The sequence below is a fragment of the Rhizobium sp. 18065 genome (assembly GCF_902706095.1).
Taxonomy (GTDB): Bacteria; Pseudomonadota; Alphaproteobacteria; order Rhizobiales; family Rhizobiaceae; genus Allorhizobium.
In genome coordinates this window covers 12867-26498 of sequence record NZ_CACSJP010000009.1, presented here as the reverse complement: position 1 = coordinate 26498, position 13632 = coordinate 12867, and the positions used below count along the sequence as shown (strand labels likewise).

General features: G+C 58.8%; 15 protein-coding genes. 3 read left to right on the top strand and 12 right to left on the bottom strand.

The genetic code is table 11. The features are described 5' to 3' along the window. Nucleotides 1-335: 335 nt before the first annotated feature. The 4 genes from GVK95_RS19250 to nirK form a co-directional block, all read right to left on the bottom strand. Nucleotides 336-779: a pseudoazurin gene (locus GVK95_RS19250; RefSeq protein ID WP_159952445.1), complete on the bottom strand. Its 444-nt coding sequence runs from the start codon at nucleotides 777-779 to the stop codon at nucleotides 336-338. A 122-nt stretch (nucleotides 780-901) separates the two neighbouring features. Beyond that, on the bottom strand, nucleotides 902-1603 hold the full coding sequence (locus GVK95_RS19245) for a Crp/Fnr family transcriptional regulator (RefSeq protein WP_159952321.1): 702 nt from the start codon (nucleotides 1601-1603) through the stop codon (nucleotides 902-904). Nucleotides 1604-1677: 74 nt separating this feature from the next. Beyond that, on the bottom strand, nucleotides 1678-2571 hold the full coding sequence (locus GVK95_RS19240) for a formylglycine-generating enzyme family protein (protein ID WP_159952320.1): 894 nt from the start codon (nucleotides 2569-2571) through the stop codon (nucleotides 1678-1680). A gap of 70 nt (nucleotides 2572-2641) precedes the next feature. Further along, complete coding sequence (nirK, locus tag GVK95_RS19235) at nucleotides 2642-3781, bottom strand: copper-containing nitrite reductase (protein WP_159952319.1); 1140 nt, start codon at nucleotides 3779-3781, stop codon at nucleotides 2642-2644. A 204-nt stretch (nucleotides 3782-3985) separates the two neighbouring features. Between nirK and GVK95_RS19230 the strand changes: the two genes are divergently transcribed. After that, nucleotides 3986-5260, top strand: a complete 1275-nt coding sequence (locus GVK95_RS19230) for an NnrS family protein (RefSeq protein ID WP_159952318.1) — start codon at nucleotides 3986-3988, stop codon at nucleotides 5258-5260. On the opposite strand, the gene GVK95_RS19225 is transcribed toward GVK95_RS19230, so the two are convergent. Both GVK95_RS19225 and GVK95_RS19220 read right to left on the bottom strand, forming a co-directional pair. Next, on the bottom strand, nucleotides 5224-5742 hold the full coding sequence (locus tag GVK95_RS19225) for a DUF2249 domain-containing protein (RefSeq protein ID WP_159952317.1): 519 nt from the start codon (nucleotides 5740-5742) through the stop codon (nucleotides 5224-5226). The two genes, GVK95_RS19230 and GVK95_RS19225, sit on opposite strands and share 37 nt — an antisense overlap. A 93-nt stretch (nucleotides 5743-5835) precedes the next feature. Further along, nucleotides 5836-6117, bottom strand: a complete 282-nt coding sequence (locus GVK95_RS19220; protein ID WP_159952316.1) for a DUF2249 domain-containing protein — start codon at nucleotides 6115-6117, stop codon at nucleotides 5836-5838. 204 nt (nucleotides 6118-6321) lie between these two features. Between GVK95_RS19220 and hemN the strand changes: the two genes are divergently transcribed. Next, the gene (hemN, locus tag GVK95_RS19215) at nucleotides 6322-7689 is read left to right on the top strand and encodes an oxygen-independent coproporphyrinogen III oxidase (RefSeq protein ID WP_159952315.1); all 1368 of its coding nucleotides are present in this window, start codon (nucleotides 6322-6324) and stop codon (nucleotides 7687-7689) included. Nucleotides 7690-7760: 71 nt separating this feature from the next. Here hemN and GVK95_RS19210 read toward each other — a convergent pair whose 3' ends face one another. From GVK95_RS19210 to GVK95_RS19185, 6 genes are all read right to left on the bottom strand, one after another. Continuing rightward, complete coding sequence (locus tag GVK95_RS19210; protein ID WP_159952314.1) at nucleotides 7761-9659, bottom strand: nitric oxide reductase activation protein NorD; 1899 nt, start codon at nucleotides 9657-9659, stop codon at nucleotides 7761-7763. A 13-nt stretch (nucleotides 9660-9672) separates the two neighbouring features. Beyond that, complete coding sequence (locus GVK95_RS19205) at nucleotides 9673-10476, bottom strand: CbbQ/NirQ/NorQ/GpvN family protein (protein WP_159952313.1); 804 nt, start codon at nucleotides 10474-10476, stop codon at nucleotides 9673-9675. A 64-nt stretch (nucleotides 10477-10540) separates the two neighbouring features. After that, the gene (locus tag GVK95_RS19200) at nucleotides 10541-11887 is read right to left on the bottom strand and encodes a nitric-oxide reductase large subunit (RefSeq protein WP_159952312.1); all 1347 of its coding nucleotides are present in this window, start codon (nucleotides 11885-11887) and stop codon (nucleotides 10541-10543) included. A gap of 28 nt (nucleotides 11888-11915) precedes the next feature. After that, entirely contained in the window at nucleotides 11916-12368 is a 453-nt protein-coding gene (locus GVK95_RS19195) for a cytochrome c (RefSeq protein WP_159952311.1), read from the bottom strand. Between the two features lie 156 nt (nucleotides 12369-12524). Then, nucleotides 12525-12797: a cytochrome C oxidase subunit IV family protein gene (locus GVK95_RS19190; RefSeq protein ID WP_159952310.1), complete on the bottom strand. Its 273-nt coding sequence runs from the start codon at nucleotides 12795-12797 to the stop codon at nucleotides 12525-12527. 8 nt (nucleotides 12798-12805) lie between these two features. Then, entirely contained in the window at nucleotides 12806-13351 is a 546-nt protein-coding gene (locus GVK95_RS19185) for a cytochrome c oxidase subunit 3 (protein WP_244618821.1), read from the bottom strand. Nucleotides 13352-13475: 124 nt separating this feature from the next. Between GVK95_RS19185 and GVK95_RS25075 the strand changes: the two genes are divergently transcribed. Then, nucleotides 13476-13631, top strand: coding sequence for a hypothetical protein (locus GVK95_RS25075; protein WP_200844330.1), 156 nt, complete (start codon nucleotides 13476-13478; stop codon nucleotides 13629-13631). Nucleotide 13632 lies beyond the last annotated feature (1 nt).

Genomic DNA, 13632 nt, shown 5'->3' with positions numbered 1-13632 from the left:
TTTCAGCGGAAACCAAGTCAAATCAAATGCACACGGGAGGCGTGTCTGAGGCAATTTTCGTTTTTCAAGTGTCAGACTTTTCTCCACAAAAGGCAAGGGGCGGATACGCCTTTTGCGGTTTAGTTCCTTGCGCAACCCCCGCTCCACCGCCAACGCAGCTCGTAGCGTTCTTAGGACGGAATACGGGCAACATGTGTCTCACATACACCTCAGATCACCCTCGCCCATTGGTTCACAAAAGTCGGTCGAATGCCTCCAGGAAAACTCTCTTAGCCAAAAAAAACGCCGCAGCATCGATGACCGCGGCGGCTTTTCTGCACTCAGACAAGGCGTTTCTATTTCGCAGCTACGACGGCGGCATCCATCCGTTCTCTCGCCTTTTTCGGTAGCTTCGCAGCGTTGAAAGCAACAAGATTGGTTGCGGGCGCATCTCCGACGAGAACTGCGGAGACCATTCCCATGCCGACATGCGGCGCGCATTTCACGCCATAAAGTCCGGGCACTTCGAACGTCACCTTGATCTGTTCGTTCATCTTGCCTTTGAATTCGACTGCACCGTCCGGGAACATGCCTTTGATCACTTCCGCATTGTGTCCTTTGTCAGTCGGAATGAAGGTCACGCTGTCGCCAGGTGCGATCTTCAGCCCTGCCGGTTCGAAGACCATGGCGCCCTCGGCACCCTTGTTGAGCATGTGCATCTCGAAATCTGCAGCAGCTACAAGGCCGGGAATAGCCGCGAACACAGCAGCGGCAACGAATTGAACTAGGTGGCGGTTCATTTTTTTGTCTCCAATTCCGGGAACAAAAATGTTCCGTTGCTGGAAACATAGGACGTCGAGTCGATCCCTTCTTTGCGCAAGATCAATTTTTAAAGAGAAGTCCATACACACTGTAACTTCGCTCATTTGCGTTCCGGTGCCGCCAAAGCCAGCTGTTCAAGCGCAGTCACGTTGCACACCAGGAGCTTCTGCCGCCCGCCCTTGATCAGCCCCTTGCCTTCCCATGCGCTGAGAATGCGCGAAACTGTATGGAGTGTTGTCCCGGTCATCTCGGCAATGTCCTGCCGGGAAATCGGGAAATCGATCCGCAGACCCTCCGGCTCAGGACGGCCCGCCTTCTTGACCAGCCGCAGAACCGTGTGGGCGACACGTTTTTCAACTTCCTGCGTGGACATTTCGCGAATACGAACATGCGCTTCTTCGAGCCTTTGCCCGATGGTTTCCATCGCACTCACGGCAAGACGCGGATTGTGTTCGACGAAGTTGGGCCAAAGATCAGTCGGCCAGCATAGTGTCACGCTGTCAACCGCCGCGATTGCCGTTCCAGGGTAGTCCGGCCGTTGCAACGCCTTGGCGAAACCGAACAGGTCCCCCGGATGAACGACCCGAACGATGATCTGCTGACCATCGGCGGTCACCTGTGTAACCTTGAGGCGCCCATGGAGCAGCAGGAAAAAACTCTCCGCGGGTTGCCCCTGCTCGAAAACAGTCTCTCCGATCGGCACGCGGCGGGACTGGGCTGGTAACAAGAGGCGATCCAACTCGTCGTCTGTCATGCGATCAAACAACAGCAGCGACTTGATGACCGTCCGATCGAGTTTCACAACATACTTCCTTTACCCACCTGCTGATCGCATCAACCGAAGGATGGATATCGGTGAGGCGGCAGCAAGCTACATCACCCGAGGTGAAGAGCATAGAGCACAGGCGCGTACCAACGGGTATCTTTGACCAGACGAAAACCGACATGGTCTGGAGGAACCCCGACGGAGCAGCCGCCACTCTTCGGATCACGGATAAAAGAGCTTAACGGCGCGCGGTGTTTTCCCGCAGCAATGTAGACCCCGCAGCTTTCGGAAGTTACCGCCTGTCCTTCGATCGACAGATCGACGCGACGATTGCATGTCGAGGTCCACTCCCAGACATTGCCGGCAAAGTCGGAGAGACCATGCTCACTTTCACCGAAACTGCCGTATGCAAGCGGCTCCGGCTCTCGCGATCCCTTGCGAGCAGCCTCCCGCTCGTAGTCGGCGAGCCAGCGGAGTGCCGGGTTGTTGCCAGAAGGATCTATCCCCAGCGCATCATCCGGAAACCTATTACCAGCAGCGAAAGCGAGTTCCTTGTCGCTCGGCAGGCGCCAGGTAACACCAGTCTTTTCCGAAAACCACCGTGCATAGGCTGTCGCATCGTCATGACTGACGCCTGTCGCCGGCATATGGGCCAGCGACGGCGTCACCGATTCCCGCGCGGGGCACGCCGCTTCGGCTACGCAGGTGTCGTAGCCCATCGTGCTGACCTGGTACTTCATGATGGTCACCGGCCGCAGCATTGCCTCGGCTGCTTTTGGACCATCGACGGCGTAACCGGAGCGATAGAACTCACCTGGCTGGCGGTAGGAAAAAGAACCCGCAGCGATCAAAATTGTCGGCGGCGAGGGAAGGCTCGCAGTGCTGAACCGCACGACGCCGGACTGCGTCGCCAAGGCGAGCGAGAGAGCGCCGATGAGAACGATCGGCAGCGCGACCGAACCCATGGACAGCCAGTGGCCAGATGTGGGGATCGAAATTGACATGACGATGCTCGTTGTCAAAGAGACAAATCTTGAAGGTGCCCGACGGCGGGCACCCTCTATTTCCGACAGATCAGCTTTCAGGTTTGACCAGCGCGGTCATCAGATCATCATTCCAATCGCCGGTGACCTTGAAGTGGCCGGCAGCACCGAGCTCGAAAGCTTCAATCAGGTTGTGGTTGACATAGGCGTAGATGCCCGGCTGCTGGAAGGTATAGTAAGCAGCCCCCGCCGCACCGCCTGGTATGAACCACGTTTCCTGGTCGAGTTCCGGCGGGTTGGCGAACTTTCCCGTCGCCCAGACAAAGTCGCCATGGCCACCGATCAGGTGCGGGCGAGTGTCGCGATTTGCCTGCGAATGTACGATCAGAACGCGATCACCCACTTCCGCCGTCATCGCATTGTCGCCGGTGAGAGCGCCGACCGCGCCGTTGAAGACAATATGGCTCGGCGTGAGTGTCTTCATGACATCCAGGACGTCCGTATAGGCGTCTCCCGCACTTTCGTATTTCTTGAAGTTTCCGTCCTGGTCTTTCGGGACATAGAAATCCTGCTCGCCGACATAATAAATCTTGTCGTAGACGAGGTCGTTGCCCTTGTGGTCGGTCAGTCCCTCGCGCGGCAGAACCATGATCGCACCGTTCATACCCGATGTGACGTGCCACGGAACCATTCCGGGAGGTGCGCAGTGATAGACGAAGACGCCTGCCTTCGTCGCCTTGAAGCGCAGCACTGCTTTTTCACCCGGGTTGACGAGGGTCAGCGCACCACCGCCCAGCGCACCTGTGGCTGAATGGAAATCGATGTTGTGCTGCAGGCTGTTGCTTTCCGGGTTAATCAGGGTCAGCTCGACATAGTCGCCCTGATGCACGACCATCATTGGACCGGGCACAGAGCCGTTGAACGTCATGGCGTGCACTTCCGTGCCCTGGTCGTCGACGACGATCTTCTTCTCTTCGATCGTCAGGGTGAATTCCACCACCTTCGGCGCGCCTTCGGCTTTCTGGGCATGCGCATGGACGAATGGGGGACGGACGAGGTCGACCTTGATACGCTCCAGCTTGGCGATATCGCCGGCAACTGCCGACGCATCGGTCTTGATGTCACCGCCTTCCGCCCGCGCCGTCGTCGTCGCCATCATCGGCGCAAGGGCACCGGCGAAAGAAGCACCCGCCAGTATTGTTCGCCTGGTGAAACTGAAGCTATCGGTCATGTCATTCACTCCTTTTAGAAGAGCAGAGCAGGAAGCGCTCCGTTGCTTTCTGTTTTAAATGGAGGTGCAGATTTTTATTTGATGTGGAACAACTTCAACAGGAGATCGAATGCGGCATTCTGCCACCAGCTCAATAATAGGACCAAATAGTTTGATCTGGATCAATCGTATCTGGCCAGAAAGTCTTGCGAAGGAAAAATGCGTTTGGACAAGAACACCTATGAAAAAATACCACGGGAGATAACATCTCAACTGAGAGGTCATGGTACGCCGAGGGGACTTCAGCAGGACGGCCCTGTTCTTCTATCCTATGGATTTCGTCCATTTTTCCTGGGGGCCGGTGTGTGGGCGATCATCGCGATGATCTTGTGGCTGGCGCTGTTGACGCAAGACTTTGACTTTGCCCATCGCTACGGTCAGTCAAACTGGCATGCGCACGAATTGCTGTTCGGCTTCGCTACTGCCGCTCTCGTCGGCTATCTGATGACCACAATCCCTAACTGGACAGGTGGCTTCCCTCTGGCAGGCAGGCCGCTGGCGGGTCTCGCGCTTCTGTGGCTGGCGGGGCGGATCGCCTTGCTCTCGGTCGATCACCTGCCGATGTTACTATGCCTTTCGGTCGACTGGCTCTTTCTCCCCATCTTCGCCTTTTTCTGTGCCAGGGAGTTTCGGAAGTCTCGGCGTGTGCTTGATCTGAAGCCCCTAGCAGCGCTCATGCTACTCTCGGCGTTCAATGCCGGTTTTCATGCTTCCGCCGCGACGACCACCGATACCACATTCTGGGTACGCGCAAGCTTGTCGATCTATGTCCTGCTGATCACGTCGACCAGTGCAAAATTGGTACCGAGTTTCACCAACAGTTGGCTGGCACAAAGCGGTAAAAAGCGACTTGAACCCGCCAACCGGAAAATCGATCGAGCGGTCTTGTTGTCAACGGCGGTCGCTTTGATGATCTGGACCGCAGCGCCGCACGGTGCAATGACAACCATTGCCACCTGCATAGCCACGACATGTCAGTTAATCCGTATAAAGGGTTGGTTCAGCCGCTTCGTTCTCGGCGCACCCTTGATCCTGGCGTTGCAGCTATCCTACGTCTTTATTCCGCTTGGACTTTTCGGTGTTGCTGCCGCGAGCCTGGGGGTCATGCCGGACCATGCGGGGCTTCATCTGCTTGGAATTGGTGCTGTAGCAGGCATGATCCTGGCTATCATGAACCGCTCTATCCGCTTGCATATTGGCCGATCCGAGCGAGGAGCTGTAGCGCTCCTATTGTCGAGCCCCTGCCTGCTGCTTGCAGGCCTCATTCGGGTGGCGGCCGATCTGTTGCCCGAGTCTTATTTCCTGCTGATTGTTGCGGCAGGGCTCCTGTGGATTGCGGGGTTTACGCTCTTCCTGATCAACGCAGCGCCACTTCTGACACGTGTTCGGCGCCAGTCCAACCGTCAGGCACCACCGCCGATACGGATGAACATGCGGTAGGTGTTGCCTGAATCGTCGTAATTGCCAACCCACTGATGCCCGAGTTTTTCAAGTTCGGGCATTAGGAAGACGGGCTCGGTCGAAAAAATGGCGAACAGGACCTCGCCAGAATCCATGAGGTCGATACGTGAGAGGACTTTCTCCATCGGACCCGGAGGCTCAAGGCCGGTGAGGTCAATCCGCCACAGGGGATCCGGCCATCCTGCTGCCTCTTCCGCGCCGGCCGAGACCGAGACCTGCGGAACAGGCTTCTCCACAGGAGAAAACAGAACCTCCCAGTTACCGTCATCGATTTGCCTCACATCCGCCGAAAAGCCGCGCCTGGCCATCACGCTCAGCAGAGGCGTCGGTCGAAACGTCGCCATGAGCCGCAAGCCCTCACCCGGCTCCAACAGTTCGACCGCCTGCATAATGGACGGAAACGGTTCTCCACCATTCATCAACATCGGCCGAACATCGAGTTCCTTGAAGCGCGGCTGCATAAGATCACCTCTCCCTGGACCGGGCACACAACAAAATGCCGATCGATTTAATCGCGGATGGAGCGGCTGCCGGGGCAGCCGCTCCACTCTACATCAATGACCGCCACCGCAATTGCAATTACACCCTTCATGTTTCTCCCGCGTGATCTGCACACGCCAGATTTCCGGGCCACGTTCAAGATAGTCCCACCTGAACAGCCCGTCGAAATGGGTTTCCAAATGGTAGTGTAATGGAACCGGGTCGTGATCGACAATCAGCGTCACGGCTTGGCCTGGCTGGAGCGAATTCAACATTCCGAAAATCTGCGGATGTCGTGCTGGCCGCGGAATGGTTCGAACGTCAAGCGAGATCGTCTGCTCGTCGAGCAATGTCATGGATACTTGGTCCTGTAGATTGAGTTGGCACCTGTCACCACCAAACGGGCAGTGGCTCAAATATCTAGACCGCATTGCCATTGCGCATCGTTGTGCTGCGACAAAGATGAGCGTGCGTCTGTCAACGAAATGATGCTTGCCTTTCGACAAAGAGGCATCGCGCGTCGTGACTATTGTCAAGGTCAGATCAATTGGAGCGACACCATGACCAGCGACACTACAACTGGCGGCATCGTCAGCCGTTACGGCGAGACCCGCCTGCCCCGCTACACCAGCTATCCCACGGCTCCACGCTTCTCAAGCGTCATCGGCCCCGGCAGTTACCGGGATCTGCTCGGAAAGATTTCTGAGACGGAGCCGGCGTCGCTCTATCTCCATGTGCCCTTCTGTCGCTCGATGTGCTGGTATTGCGGCTGTCATACGACCATCAGCCAGAAGGATGCGCCGATCCTCGACTATCTCACCGTGCTGAAGCGGGAAGTGCGGTTGGTCTCAGAGGCAATTGGTCGGCGGCAAAAGGTCGACACCATTCACTTCGGCGGCGGTACGCCGACGATCATGAAGCCAGAAGAGTTTCTCGACCTGAAGCAATCGCTCGATCGCGCGTTCCAACTTGACCGGACAGTCGAACTGGCCGTCGAAATCGACCCTCGGACCCTGACGCCGGAAATGACGGATGCGCTCGGACAAGCAGGACTGACGCGCGCCAGCCTCGGTGTACAAAGCTTCGATCTGAAGGTGCAGAAGGCGATCAACCGTATCCAGACCGTCGAGCAGACCGCCGATGCCTTGGCCGGTCTTCGCAACGCCGGAGCGGACAGCATCAATTTTGATTTGATCTACGGCCTGCCGCACCAGACCGTCAACTCGGCTGCCGAAACGGCCCGCATCGCCGCCGCCATGAGACCGGAGCGATTTGCCGTGTTCGGTTATGCGCATGTCCCGACGTTCAAGAAACATCAGCGCCTGATCGATGAAAATGCTCTGGGAGACGGCCGACAGCGCCACGCCCAGGCGGAAGCAATCGCAGAGACGCTGGTTGCTGCCGGTTACCGCCGGATCGGCCTCGATCACTTCGCGCTGCCCGGCGACGCGCTTTCGATCGCCGCCGATCGTGGCGAGCTGCACCGCAACTTTCAAGGATACACCACCGACGGCTCGCAAACCCTTATCGGACTCGGGGCATCCGCGATCGGGCGCATGTCCGAGGGCTATGTTCAGAACGACGTAGCGATCGGGCGCTATGCGCAGCGTATATCGTCGGGCGAGCTTGCAACCTCGAAAGGCTACAGATTAACCGGCGAAGACCGGATGCGGGCCTCGGTCATTGAACGGCTGATGTGCGATTTCGAGGTTGACCTTGGAGACATCGCCCAACGGTTCGGCCACCCCGTCGAGGCCCTGAGAAAAACCAATGCAATGTTGGAGACCTTGCTCGCCGACGGTATCGTATCGCTGAATGGCAATAATCTGACGGTCGACACGAAGCACCGCTTCCTGATCCGGACTGTCGCGTCCTGCTTCGATGCCTATCTGGGCGAAAGCGGACGCACACACGCCGCCGCCGCCTGAGCCCCGTCAGCGAATATGAAAGAGCCCGGCTCGGTCCGTACGAGCCGGGCTCCTTCTTGCGCGTTCGCGAATCAGCGGACGAGCGCGCGGTAGATCGCGGGCAATGCCGCCGGAAGCCGACGAATGTCGGGAACGACAGCGAAGCCATGATGCCCGAAGATGGCCGGCACATAGGTCTTGGCGTCCTGATCTACGGTAACGCCGAAGAGGTGCACGCCGCGTCGCCGCGCCTCGGTGATCGCGCGCCTTGTATCCTCAAGGGCAAAGCGTCCCTCGTAGTGATCGACGTCATTGGGCTTGCCGTCGGTCAGCACGAGCAGCAGGTGCTTTCGGTTCGGCTGTTCGGCCAGTGCGGCGGTCGCATGGCGGATGGCAGCCCCCATGCGGGTGTAATATCCGGGTTTCAGCGAGGCGATGCGCTGGCGGACGGTTGCACTCATCGGTTCGTCGAAGGCCTTCACGGTTTCGATCCGAACCCAGTCCCGCCGCCTGGAGGTGAAGGTGAGGATGGAGTGATTGTCGCCGCAGGCGGCAAGCCCCTCAGCCAGCACCATCACAGCCTCCTTCTCGACGTCAAGCACACGCCGGTCGTTGAACCAAGCATCTGTCGAAAGTGAAACGTCGACCAGCAAGGTCACGGCGAGGTCGTGGGTCTGAGGCCGGCTCATCAGGTGGATGCGATCCGAGCATTCGCCGCTCGCCGTGAATTCCGTCCGGCTGCGAACGACCGCATCCAGATCGAGGTCAGCGCCGTCGAACTGCGCTCGCAGCAGTTCGTGCTTGGGCCGCATCGCCTCGAACTGGCGTCGAACACGGCGGACGAGGCTCTTCATCTCTTCGCTCTGAACGTGCGCATCCCCCTCTGTCTGCGCGGGACCGACAACGACGCGGCAATGATCCTTGAGGTAGATGCCTCGGCGATAATCCCATTCCGGATAGGTTAGGTCGGATTGCAGCGCCGCGTGGAGAAGCGCTTCTGGCGGCAGGTCGAGATCGAAACGAAAGCGGGCCGACGGGCGTCCCTGACGCTCGCCCAGCACCATTTCGTCGAGTTCATCCGCAGCTGTGGCATCGTGATCATCACTGTCGTCGGAAGGCCGGTCGACATTGACCATTTCGGCCATGGCGAGGATTTTTTCAAACCGGTTGAGAATAAAAGGGCTGCGCTCCCCTTTGGCGGCGGAATCCTTTTCGCGCATAGCGACATGACGGCCGCCCACCTGTTGTTGCCGGCTCCCCGCGCCGACAGGCTCGTCTGGCGCCTGTCGCCCGTCCGATTCCGCCCGCGACATAGCCTGCGGCCACAGTGGCACGGGCAGGACCGGCAGATAACCGGGAGGGGTCGAGAGCGGCAGATCCCCGTGAATCACCAGCGGCGCAAGGTCGGCACCCTGGCGCAGCAGGTCGATCGCGCGCGCTTCCATCTGCTGCTCGACACGTGGCAGCTTACCCCTCTGGCGTTCGGCCAGCAGGGCGAGGCAAAGCCGGCGATAACGGCTGGCAAGACCCGGAAAGGCTTCCAGGACCCGCTCTACAAGCGCGGATGCCTGCTCCAGCGTGGCAAAGTCGCGTCGCAGTGGATCTACATGCACCACGGGTTCAAGCGGCATAACGGCCATTGAGGCAGCAAGCCAGAGGTAGAGGTCGCGGTTGAGCTCCTGTTCCGGCATAAGGTCGATCACCGGCGGCAGCATCAGGCTCGCCTCGTCGCGCGCGGGCTGGATAAGCTTTTCCTCCCCAAGCCCCATGCGCTGGCGCAACCGCAAGCGATGCGTCGAAGTGTTGCCCCGCGCTGGCAAAAGTTGAACCGTTCTTTCACCGCCGAAGCCACGGAAGCAGACGGAAAGCACCACCAGCATGTCCTCTAGCCTGACCGCCTCCGCCGGATAGCGCGGCCAGGTCCGGGTATCGCCGGCGAGGTTGTGCCAAGCGCGCCCGACGGTTTCCTCCAGCTCGAGAAAATCCAGCATAAGAGCCTCACTTCTAGCGGATGATCGCTTGTGCAAGTTCGCTAAGAGCCGAGCGCACATCCGGTTCATCGGTCAGTGGCTCGATCATTGCCGCACGAACGGCATCGCGGGGAGAAAGACCGGCATCGATCAAGCTCGCGCAGTAGACGAGAAGGCGGGTCGATACGCCTTCCTCGAGATCATGCCCCTTGAGCGTCCGAAGCCGCCGGGCCAGTTCGACCAGAGGTTCGACGGCAGTAACCGACAAACCGCTTTCGGCAGACACAACCTCGATTTCCCGTGACTTGGGAAGGAAGTCGAATTCGATCGCGACGAAGCGCTGGCGCGTCGAAGGCTTCAACGCCTTGAGCAGGCTTTGGTAGCCGGGATTATAGGAAACCACGAGCATGAACGAGGCCGGCGCAGCGAGTTCCTCGCCGGTCCGCTCCAATGGCAGTATGCGGCGATCATCGGTCAGCGGATGCAACACGACGGCAACGTCCTTGCGCGCTTCGACCACCTCGTCGAGATAGCAGATGCCGCCTTGCCGGACGGCGCGAGTGAGCGGACCATCGACCCAGACGGTATCGCCGCCCTTCAGAAGATAACGACCGGTCAGGTCGGCCGCCGCCAGATCGTCGTGGCAAGAGACTGTGGTCAGCGGCAGGCTGAGCCTCTCAGCCATATGGCTTACAAATCGGGTCTTGCCGCAGCCGGTCGGACCTTTCAACAGCAACGGCAATTGCCGTGTCCAGGCCGTTTCGAACAGCGCGCATTCATTGCCGGTCGGCGAATAGGCCGGGATATCGCTATGAAGATTGCGGGGAATGGCGTTCATGGTTCTGATCCTCAAAAATCCGGAAAACCCCGCCGTCTCGCTCAGAGACGGCGGAGCAGGCACTTTATTCGGCAGGCTCGACATATCCGCCAAAGGCCGGAGCCTTTTCCTTGCCGGGCACGAGCACGGCCCAGGCAAACATCAGCGCCGAGACCAAAACAACTGCGCCGGAGCCGAGGCGGACCCAGTAGAACAGTGCCAGCTGGTCCTGGACGTCCATGTAGCTTTCGCCCAGCACGCGCTGGAGATGCACCTGAAGAACGCCGGCGAAGGTGAGCGCGAAGGTCATCACCGACATTGCTGTGCACATCATCCAGAAGCTGGCGATCGACAGCCACTGGTTATACGGCTGGCGACCGCGCAGTTCCGGAATTGCATAGGCCATGACGGCAAGGTTGAGCATCACATAGGCGCCGAAGAAGGCGAGATGCCCGTGGGCAGCCGTCACCTGCGTTCCGTGTGTGTAGTAGTTCACCGACGACAGCGTATGCAGGAAGCCCCAGACGCCGGCACCGAAGAACGCCATGACCGAGCAGCCGATCGACCACAGCAGCGCCGCCTTGTTCGGATGCTTGCGGCCCGCCTTCCAGGTCATGACGAAGGTGAAGATGACCATGGTGAAGAACGGAGCCACTTCCAGAGTCGAGAAGAGAGAGCCGATCCACTGCCAGTAGCCCGGCGCGCCGATCCAGTAATAATGGTGACCTGTGCCGAGAATGCCAGAGAACAGTGCGAGGCCGACGATGACATAGAGCCACTTCTCGACCACCTCGCGGTCGATGCCGTTCAGCTTGATCATCAGGAAGGCCAGTACCGAGGCCATGATCAGTTCCCAGACGCCTTCGACCCAAAGGTGCACGACATACCACCAGTACATCTTGTCGAGCGCCAGGTTGGTCGGATTGTAAAACGCGAACAGGAAGAAGATCGCCACGCCCCAGAGACCGAAGATCAGGATGTTGGTGACCACCGTCTTGCGGCCTTTCAGGACCGTCATGGTGACGTTGAACAGCAGCATCAGGGCGACGATGACGATGCCGACCTTGATGACAAAAGGCTGCTCGAGGAATTCGCGGCCCTCGTGGATGTGAAACAGGTAACCCACGACTGCCGCCGCTGCCGCGATAAGGAAGATCCAGAACTGGGCGACAGCCAGCTTGGGGCTGTAAAGCTCGGTTTCCGCTTCTTCGGGAAGCAGATAGTAAGTGGCGCCCATGAAGCCCATCAGCAGCCACACGATCAGCGAATTCGTGTGGATCATCCGAACGATGTTAAAGGGCAACAGTTCGGAGAGCGTGTTTGGCAGGACGTAGATCGTGCCGGCAACAACGCCGAACAGGACCTGGGCGAGGAAGAGGCCGAGCGCGCCGTAGAAATACAGCATCGCGACCTTCTGGGTTTGGTATTTCATCTCATGTCTCCTTGAGGTCACGAAGGGCTCAGCCGGCCTCGTTCGGCGGCCAGTTCTGTGTCTTGATCTTGCTGGTCCATTCGAGGAAATCGGAGAGATCGTTGATCTCGTCATCGGTCAGGTTGAATTGCGGCATCTGCCGACGGCCTTCGACACGAGAGGGCTGTGCCGCCATCCATGAGCGGAGGGTTTCGCGCGCGCTGTCGCGATCGTCTTGACCACCCCAGCGGGTCCAGACATTGCCGAGTTCGGGTGCGAAGTACGCGCCTTCTCCCAGCAAGGTATGACAATTGATGCAGGCATTCCTTTCCCAGACATGCTTGCCGCGGGCGACGCCGGCGGTCAGCGTCGTCTCGTCGGTCGAGACCGTGCGGATGTAATAGTGACTATGGGCGGTGAGCCCCACGAAGATCGCAAAAAAGAATATGGAGCCGCCATAGAAGACGTTGCGCGCTCCGGTCTTGGTCAGGCGCTCTGCCATGCCTTTGTCCTTCCGTCTGCCGGCAGCTCTGTGCCGGCCATTAATCCCCGCCATGACATCCGGCGATCCGCTCTCCGGCATTGCGGGACGTCGTCTTTCTAAGCCGCAGCCAGAAGACTTCTTTGCTTTTTGGCAAAGAAGGAAGCGGTCAGGTGTTCAAAACACGGCCACGGCGAGGGAGCGCGCGAAGGCGGCGGTCAAGAGCACGCAGGGCCATGCAATCAACGCCGCGCGCAGAAGGCTTCGGCTGTCACGAAACTCCATGAAATCGAGAATGATCAATCGTCCCTTGGCAAAAGCCATAGCAAGGACGGCCGCGACGGGGACCACCGTGTCTCCGGCAAGTGCGGCCACTACCGCCCCGCCTACGGCGAGCGTCAGGAGAGCCGCAAGCGCACCCAGAAGCTCTTCGCGTTCTCTTCGGGTCATGATGTTTCTCACGCGAGATAGAGGATCGGAAACAGCACAAGCCAGACGAGGTCGATCACATGCCACAATGTGCCGATCAGGAGGACATTCTCCCTTGCCGGGCGCCAAGCGATCAGAAGTAGTGCGATGCCTGCGAAAAGCACATGCAGAAGGTGGAATCCGGTGATGAGGAAATAGAGTTCGAAGAAGATGTTGAGGGTGGCATTGCCTGCATAGCGGACCTCACCCCAGTATTCGAAAAGCTTCACCACGACGAAGGCGAAGCCGAGCAGCGCGGCGATCACCAGGGGCCTCCTGACGCGGGATAGCGCATCGCGCCGCCTTACCGCAATCGCAACCTGATAGCCGCTCACAAGCAAAATCACGGTGTTGGTGGCAGCAAGTCCCGGTCGCAAGTGTAGGCGCGCGAGATCGAAGGCTTCCGCGTGAAGGCCAGAGAGGACAAGAAAGGCGACGATCAGGATGCCGAAGGCGATCAGTTCGCTCCACACCAGGATCCAAAGCAGCAGTTGATCCTCATCGGCGTCTTTCCGCGCAATCGTGTCGAACACCATGTCTTTTCTCCTTGTCCTTACGACGAGACTTAGATGCCACAACCACGCTCCTCTTTGCGGGAACGCAAAGAAGGCTGACAAAAGGCAAGGCAGTGTGACGGCTCGGAATATAAGGATGCCCGACATGACCGATGCACAGATTGGCCTCCTGGTGGCCACCCCGGCAATCATGGTTTTCGCACTCATGCTCCACCGCATGGGCGTTCTCCAGCCCGCTGGAACGATAACGGCCATCGGGGCCTCCGTGGCGATCGCCTTCATCCTTTTTATCGGACAGTAGG